This is a genomic window from Lactococcus hircilactis (genome assembly GCF_009601015.1).
In the GTDB taxonomy this organism is placed as follows: Bacteria; Bacillota; Bacilli; order Lactobacillales; family Streptococcaceae; genus Lactococcus; species Lactococcus hircilactis.
In genome coordinates this window covers 130,346-147,266 of the sequence record NZ_WITJ01000003.1, presented here as the reverse complement: position 1 = coordinate 147,266, position 16,921 = coordinate 130,346, and the positions used below count along the sequence as shown (strand labels likewise).

Sequence of the window (16,921 nt, the reverse complement as noted above, 5' to 3'; positions counted from 1 at the left end):
AAGATATGGAAATCATTCGCTACACATCGCGCGATATGGCGCTTTATCAAGAAACACTTGAGTTGCGTGATGAAATTTTACGACAACCTTGGGGCTTTTCTATCTATGATGAGAATTTGAGCTATGAAACTGAGAATCAGTTTTTTGGAGCAGTTGAGAATGGAAAGCTGATTGGCAGTCTGAATTATTTTGTGAAAGCCCCTAAAACAGCGCAGCTTTGTGCCTTTGCCATCAAAAAGGACAGGCAGAAAGCAGGGATTGGTACTGCGCTTGTGAAGGCACTCTTTCAAGAACTTCAGGAATCTGATTTTGAGAAATGCACTGTGTCGGCGCGTCCACCAGCGGATTCATTTTATGAAAAAGTGGGATTTGTGAAAACAGGTGAAAAAAGGATGAATCCTGTGGATGGCATTAGTTTTGTGATGATAAGGAGGGTAAAAAATGATTGATCACATGGATCTTCATGTGCAGGATTTGGCACGGACAAAAGCGTTTTATACAGCGGTTTTGCGCCCTTTGGGAGGCGTGCTTTTTCGTGAAAATGCTTATGGACTAACGTTTCAGACGGGAGAGACGCGTGATGGTTATTTGTGGTTTGGTAACGGCACGCCGTATCCCTTTCATCTGGCTTTTCAAGCGGAAAATAACGCTGCTGTGGATGCTTTTTACAGCGCAGCGCTTGCCAATGGTGGAAGAGATAATGGTGCACCTGGATATCGAGAAAGTTACCACGATGGCTATTATGCGGCATTTGTCATTGATCCTGACGGTTATCGGATCGAGGCAGTATGTCACAATGGGGCGGCACACACAAATGGCGAATAAAATTTTTATAGAAATTGGCTTTGATCTGGATTACAACCGCTTTGGCTTTGGGAAAAGTCTGGAAATTGAGCATGATGATGGGACGGAAGATCGGATGAAAAAGCGACTCAAACTTAAACAGATAGAATCGCATTATGTCAGGATTTGGTTGGGAAAACGTGTCCTTGTTTTAGATCGTCAAAAACCACATCTAGCGGTCAAAAAGAAAACAAGAAATAATTTTAAAGTAGTAGTTGGGAAATGGGGTCATCAATGAACATCAAACCAGGAAAATTTTTAGAGACGATAATGTCTGAAAAAGCACGTGAAGTGGCTGAAATGGCGGAGTTTAGTGATTTCGGCAACGTCCGTGCGACTTACAAGTTGTATGATTTTTTGTACGAAAATACGGCTGAGTTGCAGATTATTGCGGAGTGCAAAAAAGCTTCGCCTTCACTTGGCGACATCAATACTGAGGTTGATTTGCTGGCGCAGGCGAAAAGTTATGAACAAGCAGGTGCTGCGATGATTTCGGTGTTGACCGACCCTGTGTTTTTCAAGGGCGAGATTGATTATTTGCGTGAAATTTCAGCGAATGTTGCGATTCCAACGTTGAACAAGGATTTTATCATTGATGAAAAGCAGATCAGACGCGCGGTTTGGGCTGGTGCGACCGTGATTTTACTGATTGTTGCTTGCTTTGAGGGAAATGAAAATCGTTTGAAAGAGCTTTATGAGTATGCGGAAAATCTTGGCTTGGAGATTTTGGTGGAAACACACAATCAGGCGGAACTTGACATTGCGCACGGGCTTGGCGCTAAAATAATCGGCGTGAACAATCGCAATCTCAAAACCTTTGAGGTCAGTCTGCAAAATTCCTTGGATTTGTTTCACGATTTCAAGCCTGAAACGGTCTATATATCGGAGTCGGGCGTCTTTGGTACGCAAGAAGCGACAGTTTTGGCACCTGATTTCAACGCGATTTTGGTCGGCACCGCGCTGATGCAATCTGGAAATGTGGCAAAGGCGCTAAAGAATTTAAAAATTGCGAGAAAGAGGCAGTGAAAATGAGCGAAATCAGTAACGTTAACGAATTATATTCTGCTGCTTTAGATGGTGTCCCTAAATTTCCTAATCATTACGGACAGATTATCCGAGTGTTTGGTGATAGATTATTACTTGGCTGGGATCCGCTGACTGAAATATGGTTTGATGATGGTGTATGGCATTGGAAATCAAGTGAACGGGGAAGTTTGTGGTATGAATGCACTTATGAAGAGACGACAAAGTTGATTCTCGACATCAGAGAGCATTTCCCAAAGAAACGTTATCAAATTTGACATGTTTTAAAAAGAGTAAGAAAGGAAAGTATGAAATGAACAAAGTCTATCAACTCCCTTATCATCAAACTTTTGTGAGTGGAAAACTTGCTATGATACTGATAGGAGGTATCGGTATGGGGCTTTTTATGGCAGCGTTAGGTCCTGGTGGCTGGTTTTTTGCATTTTTCTTTTTATGTCTTTCTTTGATGATTATTGGTACAATTCGTACAGTTGATATTGATGACGTGGGTATTCGTTATCGAAATCTTTTTTTAGGAAATAAGAACTGTCCTAAAAATCTTCCTTTTCTATGGGCAGATATTGAGCGTTTTGAGATTAATTCCTTACCATTGCCTAATGGTGGAGGTCTGTCCTATTATTTGGATGTGATTGGAAAGGAAGGAATGCGTTATAAATATTTTTCAAGCTATCCAAAGGATAAAACGTTGAATCGAGAGCTTTTGCTACACTTACCTTGTGAGAAAAATGATGAAATATGTAATTTTCTCAATGAGGAGTTAGTCAGGCATACGCCTGAACTGCAAGAATTGCGCAAAAAGTTAAGAAAGTATGGTATAGGAGATTGAAAAATTTGTATCTCATCGGCGGTCCGATGGGTATTGGCAAGACGACAGTGGCACGGATTTTAGCGGATAGATTGCCGCGGGCTGTTTATTTTGACGGTGATTGCTAAAAAATAGAGGATTTTCATTAAGGAGGGAAAGGATGAAATCAAAAATAGCTTTCATTTTGAAGAGTGCATTTTGGTGCTTCATTGCAGCCGCTGCAATCTGGCGTCTTTTAGCTTTTGTGTCGCCAGCGGTCTATTCGACAAAATTCATGGTTTATTTTCTCGTTTGTTATCTCATCATTTTTGCTGGCTGGTTTCTGGTTGGGCTTTCTCGTAGGAAAAAGGAGAAAAAGCGTATCCAGCAATTAGGTCATGAAAATCAAGTCAGTTATCAGATACGACTTGAACAGGATAAGAAAACCTATCTTAAACGACTTTCACCACTCAATGCGGGTGCTAAAGATAAAGAAATCAGCCATTTTCAGTATACCTTTTGGCATGAATTTGGCGGAACTGGAGATCTTCTTGCCCCTGAATATATTGATTTTTTGCGACATATAAATGGGATAAATATCAACGCTTATCAGCTTTTTGGGACAAATGAGCTGATAGAGAAAAATTATACTTGGCAAAACAGACATGAATATTTAGTCGGTGAAACACCTGATTGGTATTATGTTTATGATGTCGAACTTCAAAAATATTTGGCTTACGATAAAGAAAAAATTTACTTTGATGAAATAGCTGATAGTTTTGACGCTTTCCTTGTAGATGAGTTTTTGTCAGAGCTGATTGAACATTTACCGCTGACAGATGCTGAACGCATCCAAAAGTATCTTAATTTTTGTTTGAAACTGCGAAATAGTATTGACAGAGATGATTTTACTGCCTTAGCAAATGCTTATGAAAAATGGGATGCCAATCTAAAAATGAGCGTGAAAGAAAGCATTAGTCCCTTTGTGTGGAGCAAAATCAACCAAGAAAATTTCAGAGAAAATCAGTCATTTCGCCAGTTGAAAGAATTACATGATGATTTTTACAATGCTTGGATGACAAAATACAGATAATAAACGCTGTCAGTACTGATAGAAAGGAAATGGGGAAAACAATGGTTTGTGATTGTGAAGAGCGTAGGGGTGTTAAAATAGATTCTGAAAGAAACTTTCTGGAATATAAATCATTTTTTGAGAAAAAAGTGAGAAGAAACTTGTTTAAAGACGTTGAAGTGAAGTTACCTTATCACATTTATATTGGCGAAAACGAAATAGAAGAGTGGTTTTCCGATAAATGGTTTCTTTGCAAAGAATGTGGACAAATATGGGAATTTGATGCGCCTGATTTTCCAGCGCTTGGATGGATTCGTAAGATTACGAAAGAAGATCTCAAAAATAGAAGGTTAGAAAAAGAGAAAGGTGAAAAAATAGCCTTAAATTTGAATTTGAAAATAACTCATTTTGAAAATTTAAAATTCTGGAACTGGTAGTATAAACAAGCTGTCAGTACTGACAGAAAAAAGGGAAAAGAATGATAGTAGAAAAATTGAAACAAATCGTGGCAAATGAGAAGTTTGAAAATGCCGAAGAAGACGAAGAAGTTGGGGCTTTTACGGCTCCTGCTATCCCAGAAAACATGACTCAAATTTCGGAACTTTTGGGAGAAAGTTTACCTGAAGATTTTATGGAACTCTATGCGTTTTCAGACGGGCAAAGTGATGGGAATGGGGTTTTCTTTGGTGATGGGCTGGTGACGACTGAAAAAATGATTCGTGAGCTGCGTTTTGCAAAAAGTTATGCCAAACCTGAAAATCCTTATGTCGAGAATCCTGCGTCTTCAAAGCAGGTGCTTGACAAGATTGTGGCGCATTATCTGACCCTCACACCCAAGAAACGATTGCTGGCAAAACCACGCTGGAAAAAGTTGGAATTTGATGTGAGTCCGAATAGTCTTGGTGGCCCTTATTTTTATGAATTGGGAAAATCTGAGAATGAGCGAGAAATTTTGGAGACGACAGACGCTTTTAAGCAAGAAAGTTTTGCATTGGCACGAGAGATTTACGAGCTTGAAAAAGCAAGCTATGATTGGGACAGATTAAATTTTACCGTTTTGCCAAATGGACACTACGACGTCAAACGTGAAATTTATGATTTTACAAGCGACATGACATCAACACCAGAAAATGCCATTAAAACAGATTATTTTAACCCGAAATGGTTGCCTGTTTTTGAGGATTTTGGGGGAAATTTTATCGGGCTTGATTTTGACCCCGATATGGCAGGAGTGAAAGGACAAGTCATTATTTACGGACGTGACGAGGAAAATATGGTGGTTCTTGCTGATTCACTCAGCGGATTGTTTGACAAGATTATCGCGTGGCAAGCTTCTCCTGAGACAAATGAAGCGCTTGAAAATGAATTTCATATTCATGACACGCTTAGAGAATTGTTGAAAGCGTAGAAAAAACTATCAGCGCTGATAGGAGGAAAAAATGACAATGAAATCAAAAAATTTAGCAGAAGTGCGTGAAAACATTGACAGAATTGACCGAGAGCTGGTCAAGCTGTTAGGAGAACGCGCGGTTTTCGTCGGCGAGGCAGCAGCTTTCAAGACAGACACAGCTAGTGTGCAAGCACCGCAGCGTGTAGAAGCTGTTATCGCAAAGGTTCGTGCGCTGGCTGAGGAAAATCAAACGGACCCAGCACTGATTGAAAAAATATACCGCGCGATGATTTCAGCATTCACAGAAGCTGAGCAGGCAGAATTTGAAACAAATAATTTTTGACAAAACTATCAAAAAATTTCTGTCAAATTTGGAAAAAGGAAAGCTATGCAAATAACATTTACCAAGCAACAAATTCGTCATTTTCTCATTTCCCATTACGGGCTTGATCAGTTGGACAATTTCGGCAAGGGAAAAACTGGCATTCTCGCTTATATCACTCACGTTGGTAGCCTCCAGCAAGACCCGTTGAACATCATCGGGACAAATCCCGACATTATCCTTGCGAGTCGGATTTCTGACTATCATCCTGAGCTGCTCCGTAAGCTCCTTTACAGCGACGGCACGCTCATGGAGGGCTGGGACAAAGAGTTCAGCATTTACCCGACGCAGGATTGGACGGCATTTGCCAACATTCGTGAGGCTTCTGGCAATGGTGCATTGGCGACGATTCGCTACCGCAAGCAAGAGGAAGCACTCGCCCTGATTGAAGAGGTCAAAAAGAAACTCACCACAAGTGATAGTCCGCTTTCTGCTCAAGACCTCCAGCTCGGAAAATCAACGACAAGTCGCTGGGGCTCTGCCGACCTTGGCAATATTGCCCTGACCTATCTCTGGTCAAAGGGCGAAGCTGTCATCGCTGAGCGCAACGAACGTCGGAAATTCTACAAAAGTTCCACCTATTTACCGCAAGAAAATGCTTTTGACAATTTTGACGATTTCCTTGATTGGTATGTCCTGCGCCGTTTGTCAGGACTGGGCGCTTATTGGGCAAAAAATGGCGCAGCATGGCAAGGACATTTTTTGACAGACCGAAAAATTGCCCTAGAACGGCTCGAAAAGTTTGATAAAATTGTCAAAATCACCGTAGAAGACCTGAAAACACCGCTGTATCTGACCAGAGAAAATTATCAGAAACTCGTGAAAATCTGTGCAGATAATGGAACACACAATCAGCTCAGATTTATCGCTCCACTTGACAATCTCATCTGGGACAGAAAATTCATCAAAGAAATTTTTGATTTTGACTATGTCTTGGAAGTATATAAACCTGTTGAGAAGCGGCTTTACGGCTATTACGTGCTGCCTATTCTCTACGGCGACAGCTTTATCGGTCGTTTAGAACCTGACCGCGATAAATCCCGCAACAACACGCTTCAAATCAAAAATCTTTGGTTTGAAAATGAAAGCTATGATACAGCAGAAATCCGTGCGAAGATAGAAAAAGAAGTCGCACGATACAATCAAATTTGAGTTAGCAAAGGAGTTTAATGTTTTCAAAATTCATTCACCGCAACCTGTATTTCTGGCTGATATTATCAGCGTTAGCCATTCTCTACGGCATTTTCTGGCTAACACTTCACGAAAGTCACCCAGCGATCTCTGACCGACTGACACACGCCTGCCTCATACTGGCAGTTATGGTAGTTGTCGGAAAAGTCGCTATTCTTGTGAATGAGCGTGAAAAATCGTCGCTCAAATGGTTGATTTCCTTTTGGATTGCCTACGGCCTTTTGATTTTATTTCTCGCCATCATCACGCTTGGCAGCTGGTATCTACTCGTTTCTGGCGCAAAACCTCTCTGGATAACCATTCTAATCACGCTTTTTATGACAGGGTTGACAGCATTGTCTATTTTCAAACTCATTGACCAAATACAAACTTTCCGTGGCAAAGCCATGAATGACACGGAGCTGGAAAATTATATAAAGGAAAATTTCATGACCCACATCATCCCCGCCATTGACCTGCAAAACGGTCAAGCCGTCCGCCTCTACAAGGGCGATTACGACCAGAAAACGATTTATAGCGACCAGCCAGAAGCACTCGCTGCACAATTTGAAACAATGGGTGCAGAATACCTGCACCTCGTGGATTTGGACGGTGCCAAAGCTGGCACGACCGCCAATCTTGAAACGATTCGCAAAATCAAACAAGCCACCAAACTCAAAATCGAGCTGGGCGGTGGCATCCGTGACCTCGAAACCGTCAGTCTCTATCTTGATGACGTCAAGCTCGCACGCGTGATTTTAGGCACAGCAGCCCTTGAAAATCCCGTTTTTTTGAAAGCTGCTTTGGCAAAATATGGCGCAGAAAAAATTGTCGTTGGTGTTGACATCAAAGACGGCAACGTCGCAACTGCTGGCTGGCTTGAAACCTCCAGCACGCCTTATTTGGACTTCTTGCATGAGCTGGAAAACATCGGTGTGACAACGACGGTCATCACAGACATTTCCAAAGATGGCACGCTGACAGGCCCGAATTTTGCACTCTACGAAGAAATTGCCCGCGAAACGAAACTCAATTTCGTTGTTTCAGGTGGTGTCAAAGATGCAACTGACATCAAACAAGCACAGAAAGCCGATTTTTACGGCATTATCGTCGGTAAAGCTTATTACGAAGGGAAAATTGACTTGGAAAAGGTGTTGAAAAGTTGAAAGAAGAAAAACCTGTTCAGAAAAAGGACAAAGCAACACGTCTTAAGAAATTCATGATTGGGACAGTTATTATTTTCATAATTTCTTTATCTGCTTCTCTTTTTGGTGCTTTCTATCATGCTCGGCTTCCCTATTATGACTACTCAAATGCAAGCTCTCAAGAAATTTCTGAGATAGTGGATGCCTGCTGGTATCCAAAAGTTGGAACAGCCTTAGAGGGGGACGTGTACCATGTAAATCCCCTTGACAAGGATTTAGGACGAGCTGAGCCGAGTGATGATCGGAATCCATACAGTAAAAGTGAACTCAAAAAATTAAAGCCAGTTGATGAAGTTTGTTTTGAAATCAGCGACCAGCGAGGCGGTCCAACTTATGAAAACATGACCTTTGTACAAGTTCTAAGCTTTGCGCAACATGATGACGCCTACCCTCTATTAGCCACATTGAACCTTATTTTTGCTGTATTATGGATATTATCAGGACTCGTTATTGTTCTCTTTGTCTTACAATGGCTAGGGAACAAAAGACAAAAGAAAAAATAAATAACAAATATGAAAACTTACTAGAAAGTGTGCTGAAATGAGCTATATCCACGACATCCGTCAAAAAATTGGACACGCCCTCCTCATCGGCGTGGGTGCTGGCGTGATTATCGAAAAAGACGGCAAAATCTTGCTACAAAATCGTGCGGACGGGCTTGGCTGGGGCATTCATGCTGGCGGTATTGACCCTGGAGAAACTTTTGAGGAAGCTGCACGAAGAGAATTGCTGGAGGAAAGCGGTCTGATTGCAAATTACCTTGGACTCTTCGGTGCTTATTCGGGCGAGGACAGCTTTTTGACCTATCCAAACGGCGACAAAATCTACTTTCCGACGATTATTTATGTCTGCCGTGATTTCTCAGGGCAACTGCAGGCGCAAAAAGAAGAAGTAAGCGAATTACGCTGGTTTGATGTGCAGGAAGCACTTCCTACGCCACTCTTTTCCATACACGCACGAGCTATTAGGGATTTTATAGAAAAGGAGAACACATGACACTCACAAAACGAATCATCCCCTGTCTTGACATCAAAGACGGGCAAGTGGTAAAAGGCATCAATTTCGTAGGCTTGCAGGCCGTTGGCGACCCAGTCGAGCTGGCGAAGCGTTATGAAGACCAGTCGGCAGACGAAGTCGTCTTTCTCGATATCACGGCGACTTACGAAAATCGGGCAACGATATACGAGCTGATTTCACGGGCAGCACGGGAACTGAGCATTCCGCTGACCGTGGGTGGCGGTATTCGCACGCTTGAGGATTTCAGGCATATTTTGCAGTCTGGTGCCGATAAAGTCGCCATTAACAGCTCTGCGATTGCCAATCCGCAGCTGATTGCGGACGCATCAGCCGAGTTCGGTGTGCAATGCGTCGTCGTGGCGATTGATGCGAAACAGCAGCCTGACGGACACTGGACGATTTATGTCAAAGGTGGCCGTGAGGACACGGGTATTGACCTGATTGACTGGGTCAAAAAGGCTGAAAGCCTTGGTGCGGGCGAGATTTTGCTCACGAGTATGGACAAGGACGGCACGAAGTCGGGCTATGATATTGCGCAACTCAACGCTGTATGTGATGCGGTCAATATTCCTGTCGTCGCAAGTGGTGGTTGTGGCAGCATTCAGGATATTGTTGATGTGTTTCAGCAAACAAATGTTGATGCAGCCCTTGTTGCCAGCCTTTTCCATTATGGCGAAGCAACGGTTGACGAAGTGAAAAATGCGATGCAAGAAAATGGGATTCCAGCGAGGAGACTTGGAAAATGAGAAATGATGTAACAATCAGACCGATTGCTGAAAATGAACTTGAGACAGTAGAGACACTTGTGCGAGGTGCATTTGCTGAGGAGGGGGAAGACGTGCTTGCGCTGATGGGCGAGATTCGAGCGTCTGAAAATCATATTCCCGATTTAGATTTTGTGGCGGAAGTGACAGGTGAGATTGTTGGATATTTCATGCTATCGAAGTTTGCCATCACGGGTGCTGAGCAGGTAAAAAATATGATGCTGGCACCTGTTGCAGTGAGAAAAGATTTGGAACGTCAAGGCATTGGTCAAACGATGCTTGAGATTGGACTTCTCGCCGCAAAAGTGAAAGGTTATGCGTCTGTCACGGTCGAGGGAAATCCCGCCTTTTATCACAAGCTAGGCTTCAAACAATCCAACGGCTTTGGCATTGAGGCAACATCAGGTTTTCCGCTGACACATCCTGAGTGCCTGATGGCAAAAGAATTGCTTGCAGGTGCACTTGCTGGAGTAGAGGGAAAGGTCATTTACCCCTATTTTCATGCTTAAAAAGGAGCAGTAATGACTGAAAATAGGATTACAGTCAATCACTTACAGAAAAATTTCAAAAGAAACGCTGAAGAAGTCAGTACTGACAGAAAAAATAGAAAGTAACATTTTAATGAATTTAAAAATTTGTGGGAACATGGAAAAGAGTTCCGTAGATGCGGCTGTCAAAGCGGGTGCTACGCACGTTGGATTTATCATGAGTGCTGGGTTTCGGCGTTCTGTCAGTGCTGATAGCGTGGCTAAAATGACTATGGACGTGCCGAAAACTGTCAAAAAAGTGGGCGTTTTTGTCAATGAGCCGATTGACTTTGTCAAAAACACTGTCAAAAGTGCAGGACTTGATGTGGTGCAGCTCCATGGTGCGGAAGACATGGCTTACATTCGTGCGCTGGGCGATATTTCTGTGATAAAGGCGCTGTCAGATTTTAGTAAAATTCCGGAGTATGACAATGTCATCTTACTGCTGGACGCTCCTCGTGGTGGTTCTGGGAAATTGGCGGATTTTAGTGCTGTCAAATTTGACGACATCAGCTTGCCTTATTTTATTGCGGGTGGATTGACGCCTGACAATATCGCCGAAGTGGTCAAAAAATACCCGAATGCTTACGGTTTTGACGTAAGTTCTGGTGTTGAAACGGACGGTAAAAAAGATGGAGAGAAAATCAAAACCTTCATCTGGAATGTAACGCTGTCACAGCCTGAGGATGCAGATTTTAGTGCGGGATTATCAGAAAAATTTGACGATTTTGATGCGGATTTGGGACTCAAGATACCAATTCAAACCATTCAATTTAAAATCGAAAATAACGGAATTTTTCAGGCGGGACTTGTGGCGCGGCAGATGGGGACGAGTATAGATATTCAGCAACTTTTTGTAGCTGAACCTTTTCGCAAAGCAGGATTAGGGCATTTCTTACTTAAAAAAATAGAAACCTACGCCAAAACCAATGATATTCACTATCTAACGCTCAACACACTCTCCATCTATGCACCAAATTATTATCAACGCTACGGCTTTCATGTCTATCACACACTAAACGATTGTCCACTAAAGGGAATTGATTTGCTGCGTTTACAAAAGGAGATTTGAGTGAAATGTGAACTTTACACACCAGCTTTTGACAAAGCTGTCAAAAATTATCAGCTGGCAGATACGACACATACTGGCAATCCAAAGCAGGTTCTAGCGCGCTGTCAGACCGATGCTGCACGTTTTCCAGTCATGATTTTGGACAAGGACAGAATGCTTGGATTTTTCTGTTTACATTGGTTGAAAAGTCAGGAAATGTATGGTTTTCAAGGGAGAAATACTGTCCTTCTGCGTGGCTTTTCTATTGATGACCGTTATCAAGGAAAAGGGATTGCAGCAAGCGCGTTGACAGGACTTTTTGATTTTATTGCGCGCACAATCAACCCAGAAATTACAAGGGGCGTCCTTGCGGTCAATGCGGAAAATATCCACGCACAGAAAGCCTATCAGAAAGCAGGTTTTCAAACGTTACCACGAACTTTTGATGGAAAAATCGGAAAATTAGTGCTGATGGAAAAGAATAAGCCAAAGGCTTTATAGAGCATTGGAGACAAAATGAATTTACAACTCAAAGGAAAAACAGCACTCGTCACTGGTTCTACAAAAGGAATTGGACGTGCGATTGCTGAAAGTCTCGCGCGCGAAGGCGCAACAGTCATCATCAATGGACGCAATAAGACAGAAGTTCACAATATTGCGACAGAACTTGCCGAAAAATATGCTGTCAAAACCGCGGAAGCGCCATTTGACCTCGCTGACGATAGCCAACGTGCGCAACTTTTTGACAGTTTTTCTGACATTGACATTCTTGTCAATAACATGGCAATTTTCGCGGATGCACGTTTTGAGGAGCTTACGCTTGATGATTGGCGGCATTATTTTGAAGTCAATTCGCTTGCAGGAATTGCTCTGTCAAAATTTTATTTGCCAAAACTTCTCAAGAAAAATGACAATGGCAGAATTATTTTTATTGCCAGCGAAGCAGCCATCATGCCGTCACCAGAAATGCCACATTATTCGATGACGAAAACGATGAACCTGAGCCTCGCCAAATCGCTCTCCCGTGAGACAACCGGCACGACAGTGACCGTCAACACCGTCATGCCAGGTTCCACATTGACCGAAGGGGTTGAAAAACTCCTCGAAAGTTTATTTCCAGACTTGACGCCGTCCGCGCGCGAAGCAAAATTCATGGCTGAAAACCGCAGTACGTCAACCATTCAACGTCTCATCAGACCAGAAGAAATTGGCAATTTTGTCAGCTTTGTCGCAAGCCCGCTCGCCGCAGCCTTTTCTGGTGAAGCGCTCCGCATGGACGGCGGACTAGTCCCTACGATTTTCTAAAGATGACGGTGGCATTTTTAAAAGAATAAGTGCATAATAAAGTAAAATGATAAATAAAATTAGTTGTTTGGGAAATACAGCTTCAGGCAAAAGCTATCTCGCAAAAAAACTTGCCCAAGAACTCAACCTTCCTTATTTTTCTTTGGATTTATATTATTGGCAGGAAAATTGGACACCCATCACGAAAACGGAATTTTTGGCAATAGAACAAAAAATAACGGCGAATGAAAAATGGGTACTTGATGGCACTTTTGCAGAAGTTGGCTTAGCTGCACGTTTTGAGCAGTCAGATTGCGTGGTTTTCTTAGAGAGTAAGCCGCTTGGTTGCTTAAAGCGCGCACTCAAGCGACGGGGCAATGAGAAAGACCGTCTGCCAAACGGAGCAGATGATCAAAAAATCGGGTTTTTTCGTAGCTTAAACTTTTTATTTGATCTTTTAACTTTCAACCTTCGTGACCGCAGGAGAATTCTGAAACTCGCACATCGCTTTCCAGATAAGCTTGTGATTTTACAAGATTGGGGCGAAGAAGAAGCACTCATCTGGCAGCTCACGAACGCTCACAACGAAAAAAAAGGAGAATAACATGGAAATCACTCTCGCACTCAAAAACGGGTATTTACCTGATAAATATGGAAAATTCGCAACAGAAAAAGAAGAAAATCAGCCCATCGTGTCGTTTCCATTTGACGTTTCAAACATCCCAACGGATGCAAAAGTACTGGCGTGGACATTGATTGATGATGATGCTATTTCTGTGTGTGGTTTTTCTTGGATTCATTGGACAGGGGCAAATCTTCCTGTAAATGGGACGACGCTCAGTGTTCCAGAGGATTTTAGTCGGCAGGCGAATGCTCCCATTTTACAAGGAAAAACATCTCAAGCGTCCCCTTTTGTGGGGCAAAAGAATATGCGATTAAGGCAGACTTATACAGGTCCAACACCGCCAGACACGGCGCATTGTTATACGTTGAGCGTCTATGCACTTTCTGAAAATTTAGCATTAGAAAATGGCTTTTGGCTTAACGAGCTGCTTCATCAAATGGACAAAAAAATAATGGCACGAGCAACAGCAACTTTCCTCAGCCGTGCAGATTAGATAAGGGCACCTCTAAAAACTCAGATTTCGTCGCTTCGGCTGATTTCCCCAAATCCATCGTCAAGTCTTTTAGACAGGGTAGAACCTGCCTTCGTCGGCTTTCCTTGGCCTTGGAAAAATCAGCTCGAAGGCGCCAAAAAGCAGTTTTTAGAGGTACCCTAAATAAAAAGGAGAACACATGACATACAACCAACCCGACGAAAAGGGATTTTACGGCGATTTTGGTGGACAATTTGTCCCAGAAACTCTGATGACAGCAGTCAAAGAACTTGAAGTGGCCTACGAAGAAAGCAAAAAAGACCCAGAATTTCAAAAAGAGCTTGATTATCTTTTGAAAGATTACGTTGGACGTGAAAATCCGCTCTATTTCGCGAAGCGCCTGACTGACTACGCAGGTGGTGCAAAGATTTATCTAAAACGTGAAGACCTCAACCATACTGGCGCGCACAAAATCAACAATGCGCTAGGTCAAGTGTTACTTGCCAAAAAAATGGGAAAAAATAAAGTCATCGCAGAAACAGGTGCAGGACAGCACGGGGTCGCAACAGCAACAGCAGCAGCACTTTACGGCATGGAATGTACGATTTACATGGGTGAAGAAGACGTGAAACGTCAAGCACTCAATGTTTTTCGGATGGAATTGCTAGGCGCGAAAGTGCACAGTGTGACAGACGGCTCACGTGTCCTGAAAGACGCAGTCAATGCGGCATTGCGTGCGTGGGTGGCGAATGTTGAAGACACCCACTACGTTATGGGAAGTGTTCTCGGTCCTCATCCTTATCCTGAGATTGTCCGCGATTATCAGTCCGTTATCGGAAAAGAAGCGCGCGCGCAATTTCTCGAAAAAGAAGGAAAATTGCCAGATGCAATCGTTGCTTGTGTCGGTGGCGGTTCAAACTCGATGGGACTTTTCTATCCTTTTGTCAATGACGAAAATGTCGCGATGTACGGAGTAGAAGCCGCTGGCTTAGGTGTTGATAGCCCCTATAATGCAGCCACGATTACCAGCGGTCGTCCCGGCATTCTTCACGGACAGTTGATGGACGTTTTGCAGGATGAAAATGGCCAGATTTTAGAAGCTTTCAGTATTTCTGCAGGACTTGATTATCCTGGAATTGGCCCTGAACATAGCTATTTCAACAGTATCGGACGCGCAAAATACGTTGATATTACCGATGATGAAGCTGTTGATGCTTTCGTGCTTTTAAGTAAACTTGAAGGCATTATTCCAGCCCTTGAAAGCTCGCACGCCATCAGCTACGCCGTCAAACTCGCCAAAGAACTGGGCAAAGACAAGAACATGATTGTCTGCCTATCAGGTCGTGGCGACAAAGATGTCAATCAGATTAAGGAACGTCTGGAGACAGGCGAAACAAGTTTGGAGCATTATTTGAAAAATCAAGACCGGATTGATGGCTTGAAAGGTGAATAATGAAAAAATCACAAAATAAAATGTCTCCCTTGGCGGAGTTGATGATTGGAGTATGTTTCTTATTTGCTTTTTTGCTCAGCATTGTAGGGACGGGTCATGTGCATATTGGGACGACGGGGCTTTTTGGAATTGCTAGTATTGTTTTTATTGGCGCTTCGTGCGTTCATTTTTACCAGAAAAAGAGAAATTCAAAATGAAGAAAAAACAGATGTTTCGGTCGCGTGAGTATGGTTGGGGCGTGACGCCACAAACGCGCTGTGGTGTGCTTGCTGTGGTGTGCTATTTGGTGGTGGCAGTGGCACCAATTTTGATTGCGGTATTTCTTGCATCAAATGGTTTTCGTGTTCACAGTTCAACGCTGACATTGCCAATTGTTTTGGCGATGATCTGGCTGTTTATTTGCGTGATTGCAGCGTTTATTTTTGTTGCTTGGTATTTAAAAAGATATGATTTGAAATAAATGAACAGAGGTAAAAAATGAACCATTCAGCATTAATTGTTGGGGATTTAAATGCTGCCATTCAAAAAATTGTGAAAAATCCCTATCCGCACGCATGGGATGAGATAGAAAAAAATAATCGCTTGTTGATGTCCGCATTTTTATCAGAAGCACGTCCAGTTTATCAAACGAGCGTACAGCCTAAATTTTTACCCAAAAGATGGTCAAAAGCGTTTGGACGTCAGCTCATTTCAGAGATTAAGGGGACTTTGGAAGTGGTCAAATTTGGTCCGTCAGTAATGACAAAGTCTGATTTTCAGTTGGCTGCGCACTTGAAAGCACAAGGAATCACACGCCTTTATTTTTCAGGGATTTCAACAAGTAATGGGGTGTTTAAATCGGCTAAAGATGCGGCAGCACTGGGATTTGAAGTTGTGCTCATTTGTGATGCGACAGCAGATAAAAATGCTTCAGCTTATGAAAAAATCATTCAAGAAGAATTTCCTAAAATCGGAAAAATCAAATCAACAAAAGAAGTACTCGCTCAGAGAAGCGATAGCGCCGATTGAACGTGTGCGTGTGAGACATATTTCATTTAAAAAGGAGAACCTAATGAAAACATTAGAAAAACATTTGAAAAAACAAAAAAAGATTTTCATCCCTTATATCATGGCCGGAGATCACGTAAAGGGATTAGATGGACTAGCTGAGACGATTGAACTCTTGGCAAATGCTGGGGCATCAGCGATTGAAATTGGGGTTCCTTTTTCTGATCCTGTTGCTGACGGACCTGTTATTGAGCAAGCAGGATTGCGCGCATTGGCAAAAAACGTAACGCTGACAGCACTACTCAACACACTCAAAACAATCAAAAGTCCCGTCCCTTTAATAATCATGACATATATGAATCCTGTTTATCAATATGGCGTTGAAAAATTTCTGTCAGTACTGACAGAAACTGCAGTCAAAGGTTTGATTGTTCCAGATGTCCCTTTGGAGGCACAATATTTTATCACAGATCATTTGACAAAAGCACAAGACATTTGTCTGATCCAATTGGTTAGCTTGACGACGGGAATTGAGCGACAAAAAATGCTTGTCAAAAACGCAGAAGGATTTGTTTATGCTGTGGCAATCAATGGTGTTACTGGAAACGAACAAGATTATTCTGAAACGCTTGATGAGCATTTACGTCAGCTGTCAGCACTGACAGAAGTCCCTGTTTGTGTTGGATTTGGTGTTTCGCATCCATCAGACGTCACGCGATTTAATAAAGTCGCATCAGGGGTGATTGTTGGATCTAAAATCGTCCGTGATCTGTACGAGAAAAAAGATGCAGCAGTGGTTGAATTCATCCAATCCAGCACGAAGTAAAGAGAATCTGGCCTGTACGTTTGCT

At 42.6% G+C, this 16,921-nt stretch carries 26 protein-coding genes; all 26 read left to right on the top strand.

What is annotated here, in order from left to right:
• Window positions 1–5: 5 nt before the first annotated feature.
• The 26 genes from GHI93_RS02795 (at window position 6) to trpA (ending at window position 16,896) form a co-directional block, all read left to right on the top strand.
• Window positions 6–449 carry a GNAT family N-acetyltransferase gene (locus tag GHI93_RS02795; RefSeq protein ID WP_153495393.1) on the top strand — a complete coding sequence of 148 codons (444 nt, stop codon included), beginning with the start codon at window positions 6–8 and terminating at the stop codon, window positions 447–449.
• Window positions 442–825, top strand: coding sequence for a VOC family protein (locus tag GHI93_RS02790; RefSeq protein WP_153495391.1), 384 nt, complete (start codon window positions 442–444; stop codon window positions 823–825). The genes GHI93_RS02795 and GHI93_RS02790 overlap by 8 nt, the downstream gene beginning before the upstream one ends.
• A complete protein-coding gene (locus GHI93_RS02785) occupies window positions 815–1,081 on the top strand; it encodes a DUF3977 family protein (RefSeq protein WP_170272372.1) in 267 nt (88 codons plus the stop codon). Before GHI93_RS02790 ends, GHI93_RS02785 begins: the two co-directional genes overlap by 11 nt.
• Window positions 1,078–1,869, top strand: a complete 792-nt coding sequence (gene trpC, locus GHI93_RS02780; RefSeq protein WP_153495387.1) for an indole-3-glycerol phosphate synthase TrpC — start codon at window positions 1,078–1,080, stop codon at window positions 1,867–1,869. The genes GHI93_RS02785 and trpC overlap by 4 nt, the downstream gene beginning before the upstream one ends.
• 2 nt (window positions 1,870–1,871) lie before the next feature.
• Entirely contained in the window at window positions 1,872–2,144 is a 273-nt protein-coding gene (locus tag GHI93_RS02775; RefSeq protein ID WP_153495385.1) for a hypothetical protein, read from the top strand.
• A gap of 35 nt (window positions 2,145–2,179) precedes the next feature.
• Entirely contained in the window at window positions 2,180–2,713 is a 534-nt protein-coding gene (locus tag GHI93_RS02770; RefSeq protein ID WP_153495383.1) for a hypothetical protein, read from the top strand.
• A 139-nt stretch (window positions 2,714–2,852) separates the two neighbouring features.
• Window positions 2,853–3,764 carry a hypothetical protein gene (locus GHI93_RS02765; protein ID WP_153495381.1) on the top strand — a complete coding sequence of 304 codons (912 nt, stop codon included), beginning with the start codon at window positions 2,853–2,855 and terminating at the stop codon, window positions 3,762–3,764.
• Window positions 3,765–3,793: 29 nt separating this feature from the next.
• Window positions 3,794–4,180: a hypothetical protein gene (locus tag GHI93_RS02760; protein WP_153495379.1), complete on the top strand. Its 387-nt coding sequence runs from the start codon at window positions 3,794–3,796 to the stop codon at window positions 4,178–4,180.
• Window positions 4,181–4,221: 41 nt separating this feature from the next.
• The gene (locus tag GHI93_RS02755; protein ID WP_153495377.1) at window positions 4,222–5,151 is read left to right on the top strand and encodes an SMI1/KNR4 family protein; all 930 of its coding nucleotides are present in this window, start codon (window positions 4,222–4,224) and stop codon (window positions 5,149–5,151) included.
• A gap of 31 nt (window positions 5,152–5,182) precedes the next feature.
• A complete protein-coding gene (locus GHI93_RS02750) occupies window positions 5,183–5,476 on the top strand; it encodes a chorismate mutase (RefSeq protein ID WP_211368872.1) in 294 nt (97 codons plus the stop codon).
• Between the two features lie 45 nt (window positions 5,477–5,521).
• A complete protein-coding gene (locus GHI93_RS02745; protein WP_153495375.1) occupies window positions 5,522–6,667 on the top strand; it encodes a DNA glycosylase AlkZ-like family protein in 1,146 nt (381 codons plus the stop codon).
• A 167-nt stretch (window positions 6,668–6,834) separates the two neighbouring features.
• Window positions 6,835–7,851, top strand: a complete 1,017-nt coding sequence (hisA, locus tag GHI93_RS02740; protein ID WP_246176996.1) for a 1-(5-phosphoribosyl)-5-[(5-phosphoribosylamino)methylideneamino]imidazole-4-carboxamide isomerase — start codon at window positions 6,835–6,837, stop codon at window positions 7,849–7,851.
• Window positions 7,848–8,393, top strand: coding sequence for a hypothetical protein (locus GHI93_RS02735; RefSeq protein ID WP_153495373.1), 546 nt, complete (start codon window positions 7,848–7,850; stop codon window positions 8,391–8,393). Before hisA ends, GHI93_RS02735 begins: the two co-directional genes overlap by 4 nt.
• Before the next feature lie 37 nt (window positions 8,394–8,430).
• On the top strand, window positions 8,431–8,886 hold the full coding sequence (locus GHI93_RS02730; RefSeq protein ID WP_153495371.1) for an NUDIX hydrolase: 456 nt from the start codon (window positions 8,431–8,433) through the stop codon (window positions 8,884–8,886).
• Window positions 8,883–9,653 (top strand): imidazole glycerol phosphate synthase subunit HisF, encoded by a 771-nt coding sequence (hisF, locus tag GHI93_RS02725; protein ID WP_153495370.1) that lies wholly within the window; start codon window positions 8,883–8,885, stop codon window positions 9,651–9,653. Before GHI93_RS02730 ends, hisF begins: the two co-directional genes overlap by 4 nt.
• The gene (locus tag GHI93_RS02720) at window positions 9,650–10,180 is read left to right on the top strand and encodes a GNAT family N-acetyltransferase (RefSeq protein ID WP_153495368.1); all 531 of its coding nucleotides are present in this window, start codon (window positions 9,650–9,652) and stop codon (window positions 10,178–10,180) included. Before hisF ends, GHI93_RS02720 begins: the two co-directional genes overlap by 4 nt.
• Window positions 10,181–10,292: 112 nt before the next feature.
• Window positions 10,293–11,270 (top strand): phosphoribosylanthranilate isomerase, encoded by a 978-nt coding sequence (gene trpF / locus GHI93_RS02715; RefSeq protein ID WP_153495366.1) that lies wholly within the window; start codon window positions 10,293–10,295, stop codon window positions 11,268–11,270.
• Entirely contained in the window at window positions 11,271–11,750 is a 480-nt protein-coding gene (locus GHI93_RS02710; RefSeq protein ID WP_153495364.1) for a GNAT family N-acetyltransferase, read from the top strand.
• Window positions 11,751–11,765: 15 nt separating this feature from the next.
• Complete coding sequence (locus tag GHI93_RS02705; protein WP_153495362.1) at window positions 11,766–12,554, top strand: SDR family NAD(P)-dependent oxidoreductase; 789 nt, start codon at window positions 11,766–11,768, stop codon at window positions 12,552–12,554.
• A gap of 46 nt (window positions 12,555–12,600) precedes the next feature.
• Complete coding sequence (locus GHI93_RS02700) at window positions 12,601–13,137, top strand: P-loop NTPase family protein (protein WP_153495361.1); 537 nt, start codon at window positions 12,601–12,603, stop codon at window positions 13,135–13,137.
• 1 nt (window position 13,138) lies between these two features.
• Window positions 13,139–13,651 (top strand): YbhB/YbcL family Raf kinase inhibitor-like protein, encoded by a 513-nt coding sequence (locus GHI93_RS02695; protein ID WP_153495359.1) that lies wholly within the window; start codon window positions 13,139–13,141, stop codon window positions 13,649–13,651.
• 178 nt (window positions 13,652–13,829) lie between these two features.
• A complete protein-coding gene (gene trpB, locus GHI93_RS02690) occupies window positions 13,830–15,083 on the top strand; it encodes a tryptophan synthase subunit beta (protein ID WP_153495357.1) in 1,254 nt (417 codons plus the stop codon).
• Complete coding sequence (locus tag GHI93_RS02685; RefSeq protein WP_153495355.1) at window positions 15,083–15,280, top strand: hypothetical protein; 198 nt, start codon at window positions 15,083–15,085, stop codon at window positions 15,278–15,280. The genes trpB and GHI93_RS02685 overlap by 1 nt, the downstream gene beginning before the upstream one ends.
• The gene (locus GHI93_RS02680; RefSeq protein ID WP_153495353.1) at window positions 15,277–15,543 is read left to right on the top strand and encodes a hypothetical protein; all 267 of its coding nucleotides are present in this window, start codon (window positions 15,277–15,279) and stop codon (window positions 15,541–15,543) included. Before GHI93_RS02685 ends, GHI93_RS02680 begins: the two co-directional genes overlap by 4 nt.
• A gap of 17 nt (window positions 15,544–15,560) precedes the next feature.
• On the top strand, window positions 15,561–16,091 hold the full coding sequence (locus GHI93_RS02675; protein WP_153495351.1) for a cysteine hydrolase family protein: 531 nt from the start codon (window positions 15,561–15,563) through the stop codon (window positions 16,089–16,091).
• Window positions 16,092–16,134: 43 nt separating this feature from the next.
• Window positions 16,135–16,896: a tryptophan synthase subunit alpha gene (gene trpA, locus GHI93_RS02670; RefSeq protein WP_153495349.1), complete on the top strand. Its 762-nt coding sequence runs from the start codon at window positions 16,135–16,137 to the stop codon at window positions 16,894–16,896.
• Window positions 16,897–16,921: the final 25 nt, after the last annotated feature.

What these genes read in the sequence shown, in the direction of transcription:
- GHI93_RS02770 (WP_153495383.1), top strand. Translation starts at nt 2,180, where the DNA reads ATGAACAAAGTCTATCAACTCCCTTATCATCAAACTTTTGTGAGTGGA.
- GHI93_RS02790 (WP_153495391.1), top strand. Translation starts at nt 442, where the DNA reads ATGATTGATCACATGGATCTTCATGTGCAGGATTTGGCACGGACAAAA.
- GHI93_RS02755 (WP_153495377.1), top strand. Translation starts at nt 4,222, where the DNA reads ATGATAGTAGAAAAATTGAAACAAATCGTGGCAAATGAGAAGTTTGAA.
- trpF (WP_153495366.1), top strand. Translation starts at nt 10,293, where the DNA reads ATGAATTTAAAAATTTGTGGGAACATGGAAAAGAGTTCCGTAGATGCG.
- GHI93_RS02765 (WP_153495381.1), top strand. Translation starts at nt 2,853, where the DNA reads ATGAAATCAAAAATAGCTTTCATTTTGAAGAGTGCATTTTGGTGCTTC.
- GHI93_RS02695 (WP_153495359.1), top strand. Translation starts at nt 13,139, where the DNA reads ATGGAAATCACTCTCGCACTCAAAAACGGGTATTTACCTGATAAATAT.
- trpC (WP_153495387.1), top strand. Translation starts at nt 1,078, where the DNA reads ATGAACATCAAACCAGGAAAATTTTTAGAGACGATAATGTCTGAAAAA.
- GHI93_RS02685 (WP_153495355.1), top strand. Translation starts at nt 15,083, where the DNA reads ATGAAAAAATCACAAAATAAAATGTCTCCCTTGGCGGAGTTGATGATT.
- GHI93_RS02760 (WP_153495379.1), top strand. Translation starts at nt 3,794, where the DNA reads ATGGGGAAAACAATGGTTTGTGATTGTGAAGAGCGTAGGGGTGTTAAA.
- GHI93_RS02750 (WP_211368872.1), top strand. Translation starts at nt 5,183, where the DNA reads ATGACAATGAAATCAAAAAATTTAGCAGAAGTGCGTGAAAACATTGAC.
- GHI93_RS02675 (WP_153495351.1), top strand. Translation starts at nt 15,561, where the DNA reads ATGAACCATTCAGCATTAATTGTTGGGGATTTAAATGCTGCCATTCAA.
- GHI93_RS02720 (WP_153495368.1), top strand. Translation starts at nt 9,650, where the DNA reads ATGAGAAATGATGTAACAATCAGACCGATTGCTGAAAATGAACTTGAG.
- GHI93_RS02705 (WP_153495362.1), top strand. Translation starts at nt 11,766, where the DNA reads ATGAATTTACAACTCAAAGGAAAAACAGCACTCGTCACTGGTTCTACA.
- GHI93_RS02775 (WP_153495385.1), top strand. Translation starts at nt 1,872, where the DNA reads ATGAGCGAAATCAGTAACGTTAACGAATTATATTCTGCTGCTTTAGAT.
- GHI93_RS02745 (WP_153495375.1), top strand. Translation starts at nt 5,522, where the DNA reads ATGCAAATAACATTTACCAAGCAACAAATTCGTCATTTTCTCATTTCC.
- GHI93_RS02680 (WP_153495353.1), top strand. Translation starts at nt 15,277, where the DNA reads ATGAAGAAAAAACAGATGTTTCGGTCGCGTGAGTATGGTTGGGGCGTG.
- GHI93_RS02785 (WP_170272372.1), top strand. Translation starts at nt 815, where the DNA reads ATGGCGAATAAAATTTTTATAGAAATTGGCTTTGATCTGGATTACAAC.
- trpA (WP_153495349.1), top strand. Translation starts at nt 16,135, where the DNA reads ATGAAAACATTAGAAAAACATTTGAAAAAACAAAAAAAGATTTTCATC.
- GHI93_RS02730 (WP_153495371.1), top strand. Translation starts at nt 8,431, where the DNA reads ATGAGCTATATCCACGACATCCGTCAAAAAATTGGACACGCCCTCCTC.
- GHI93_RS02795 (WP_153495393.1), top strand. Translation starts at nt 6, where the DNA reads ATGGAAATCATTCGCTACACATCGCGCGATATGGCGCTTTATCAAGAA.
- hisA (WP_246176996.1), top strand. Translation starts at nt 6,835, where the DNA reads ATGGTAGTTGTCGGAAAAGTCGCTATTCTTGTGAATGAGCGTGAAAAA.
- hisF (WP_153495370.1), top strand. Translation starts at nt 8,883, where the DNA reads ATGACACTCACAAAACGAATCATCCCCTGTCTTGACATCAAAGACGGG.
- GHI93_RS02700 (WP_153495361.1), top strand. Translation starts at nt 12,601, where the DNA reads ATGATAAATAAAATTAGTTGTTTGGGAAATACAGCTTCAGGCAAAAGC.
- trpB (WP_153495357.1), top strand. Translation starts at nt 13,830, where the DNA reads ATGACATACAACCAACCCGACGAAAAGGGATTTTACGGCGATTTTGGT.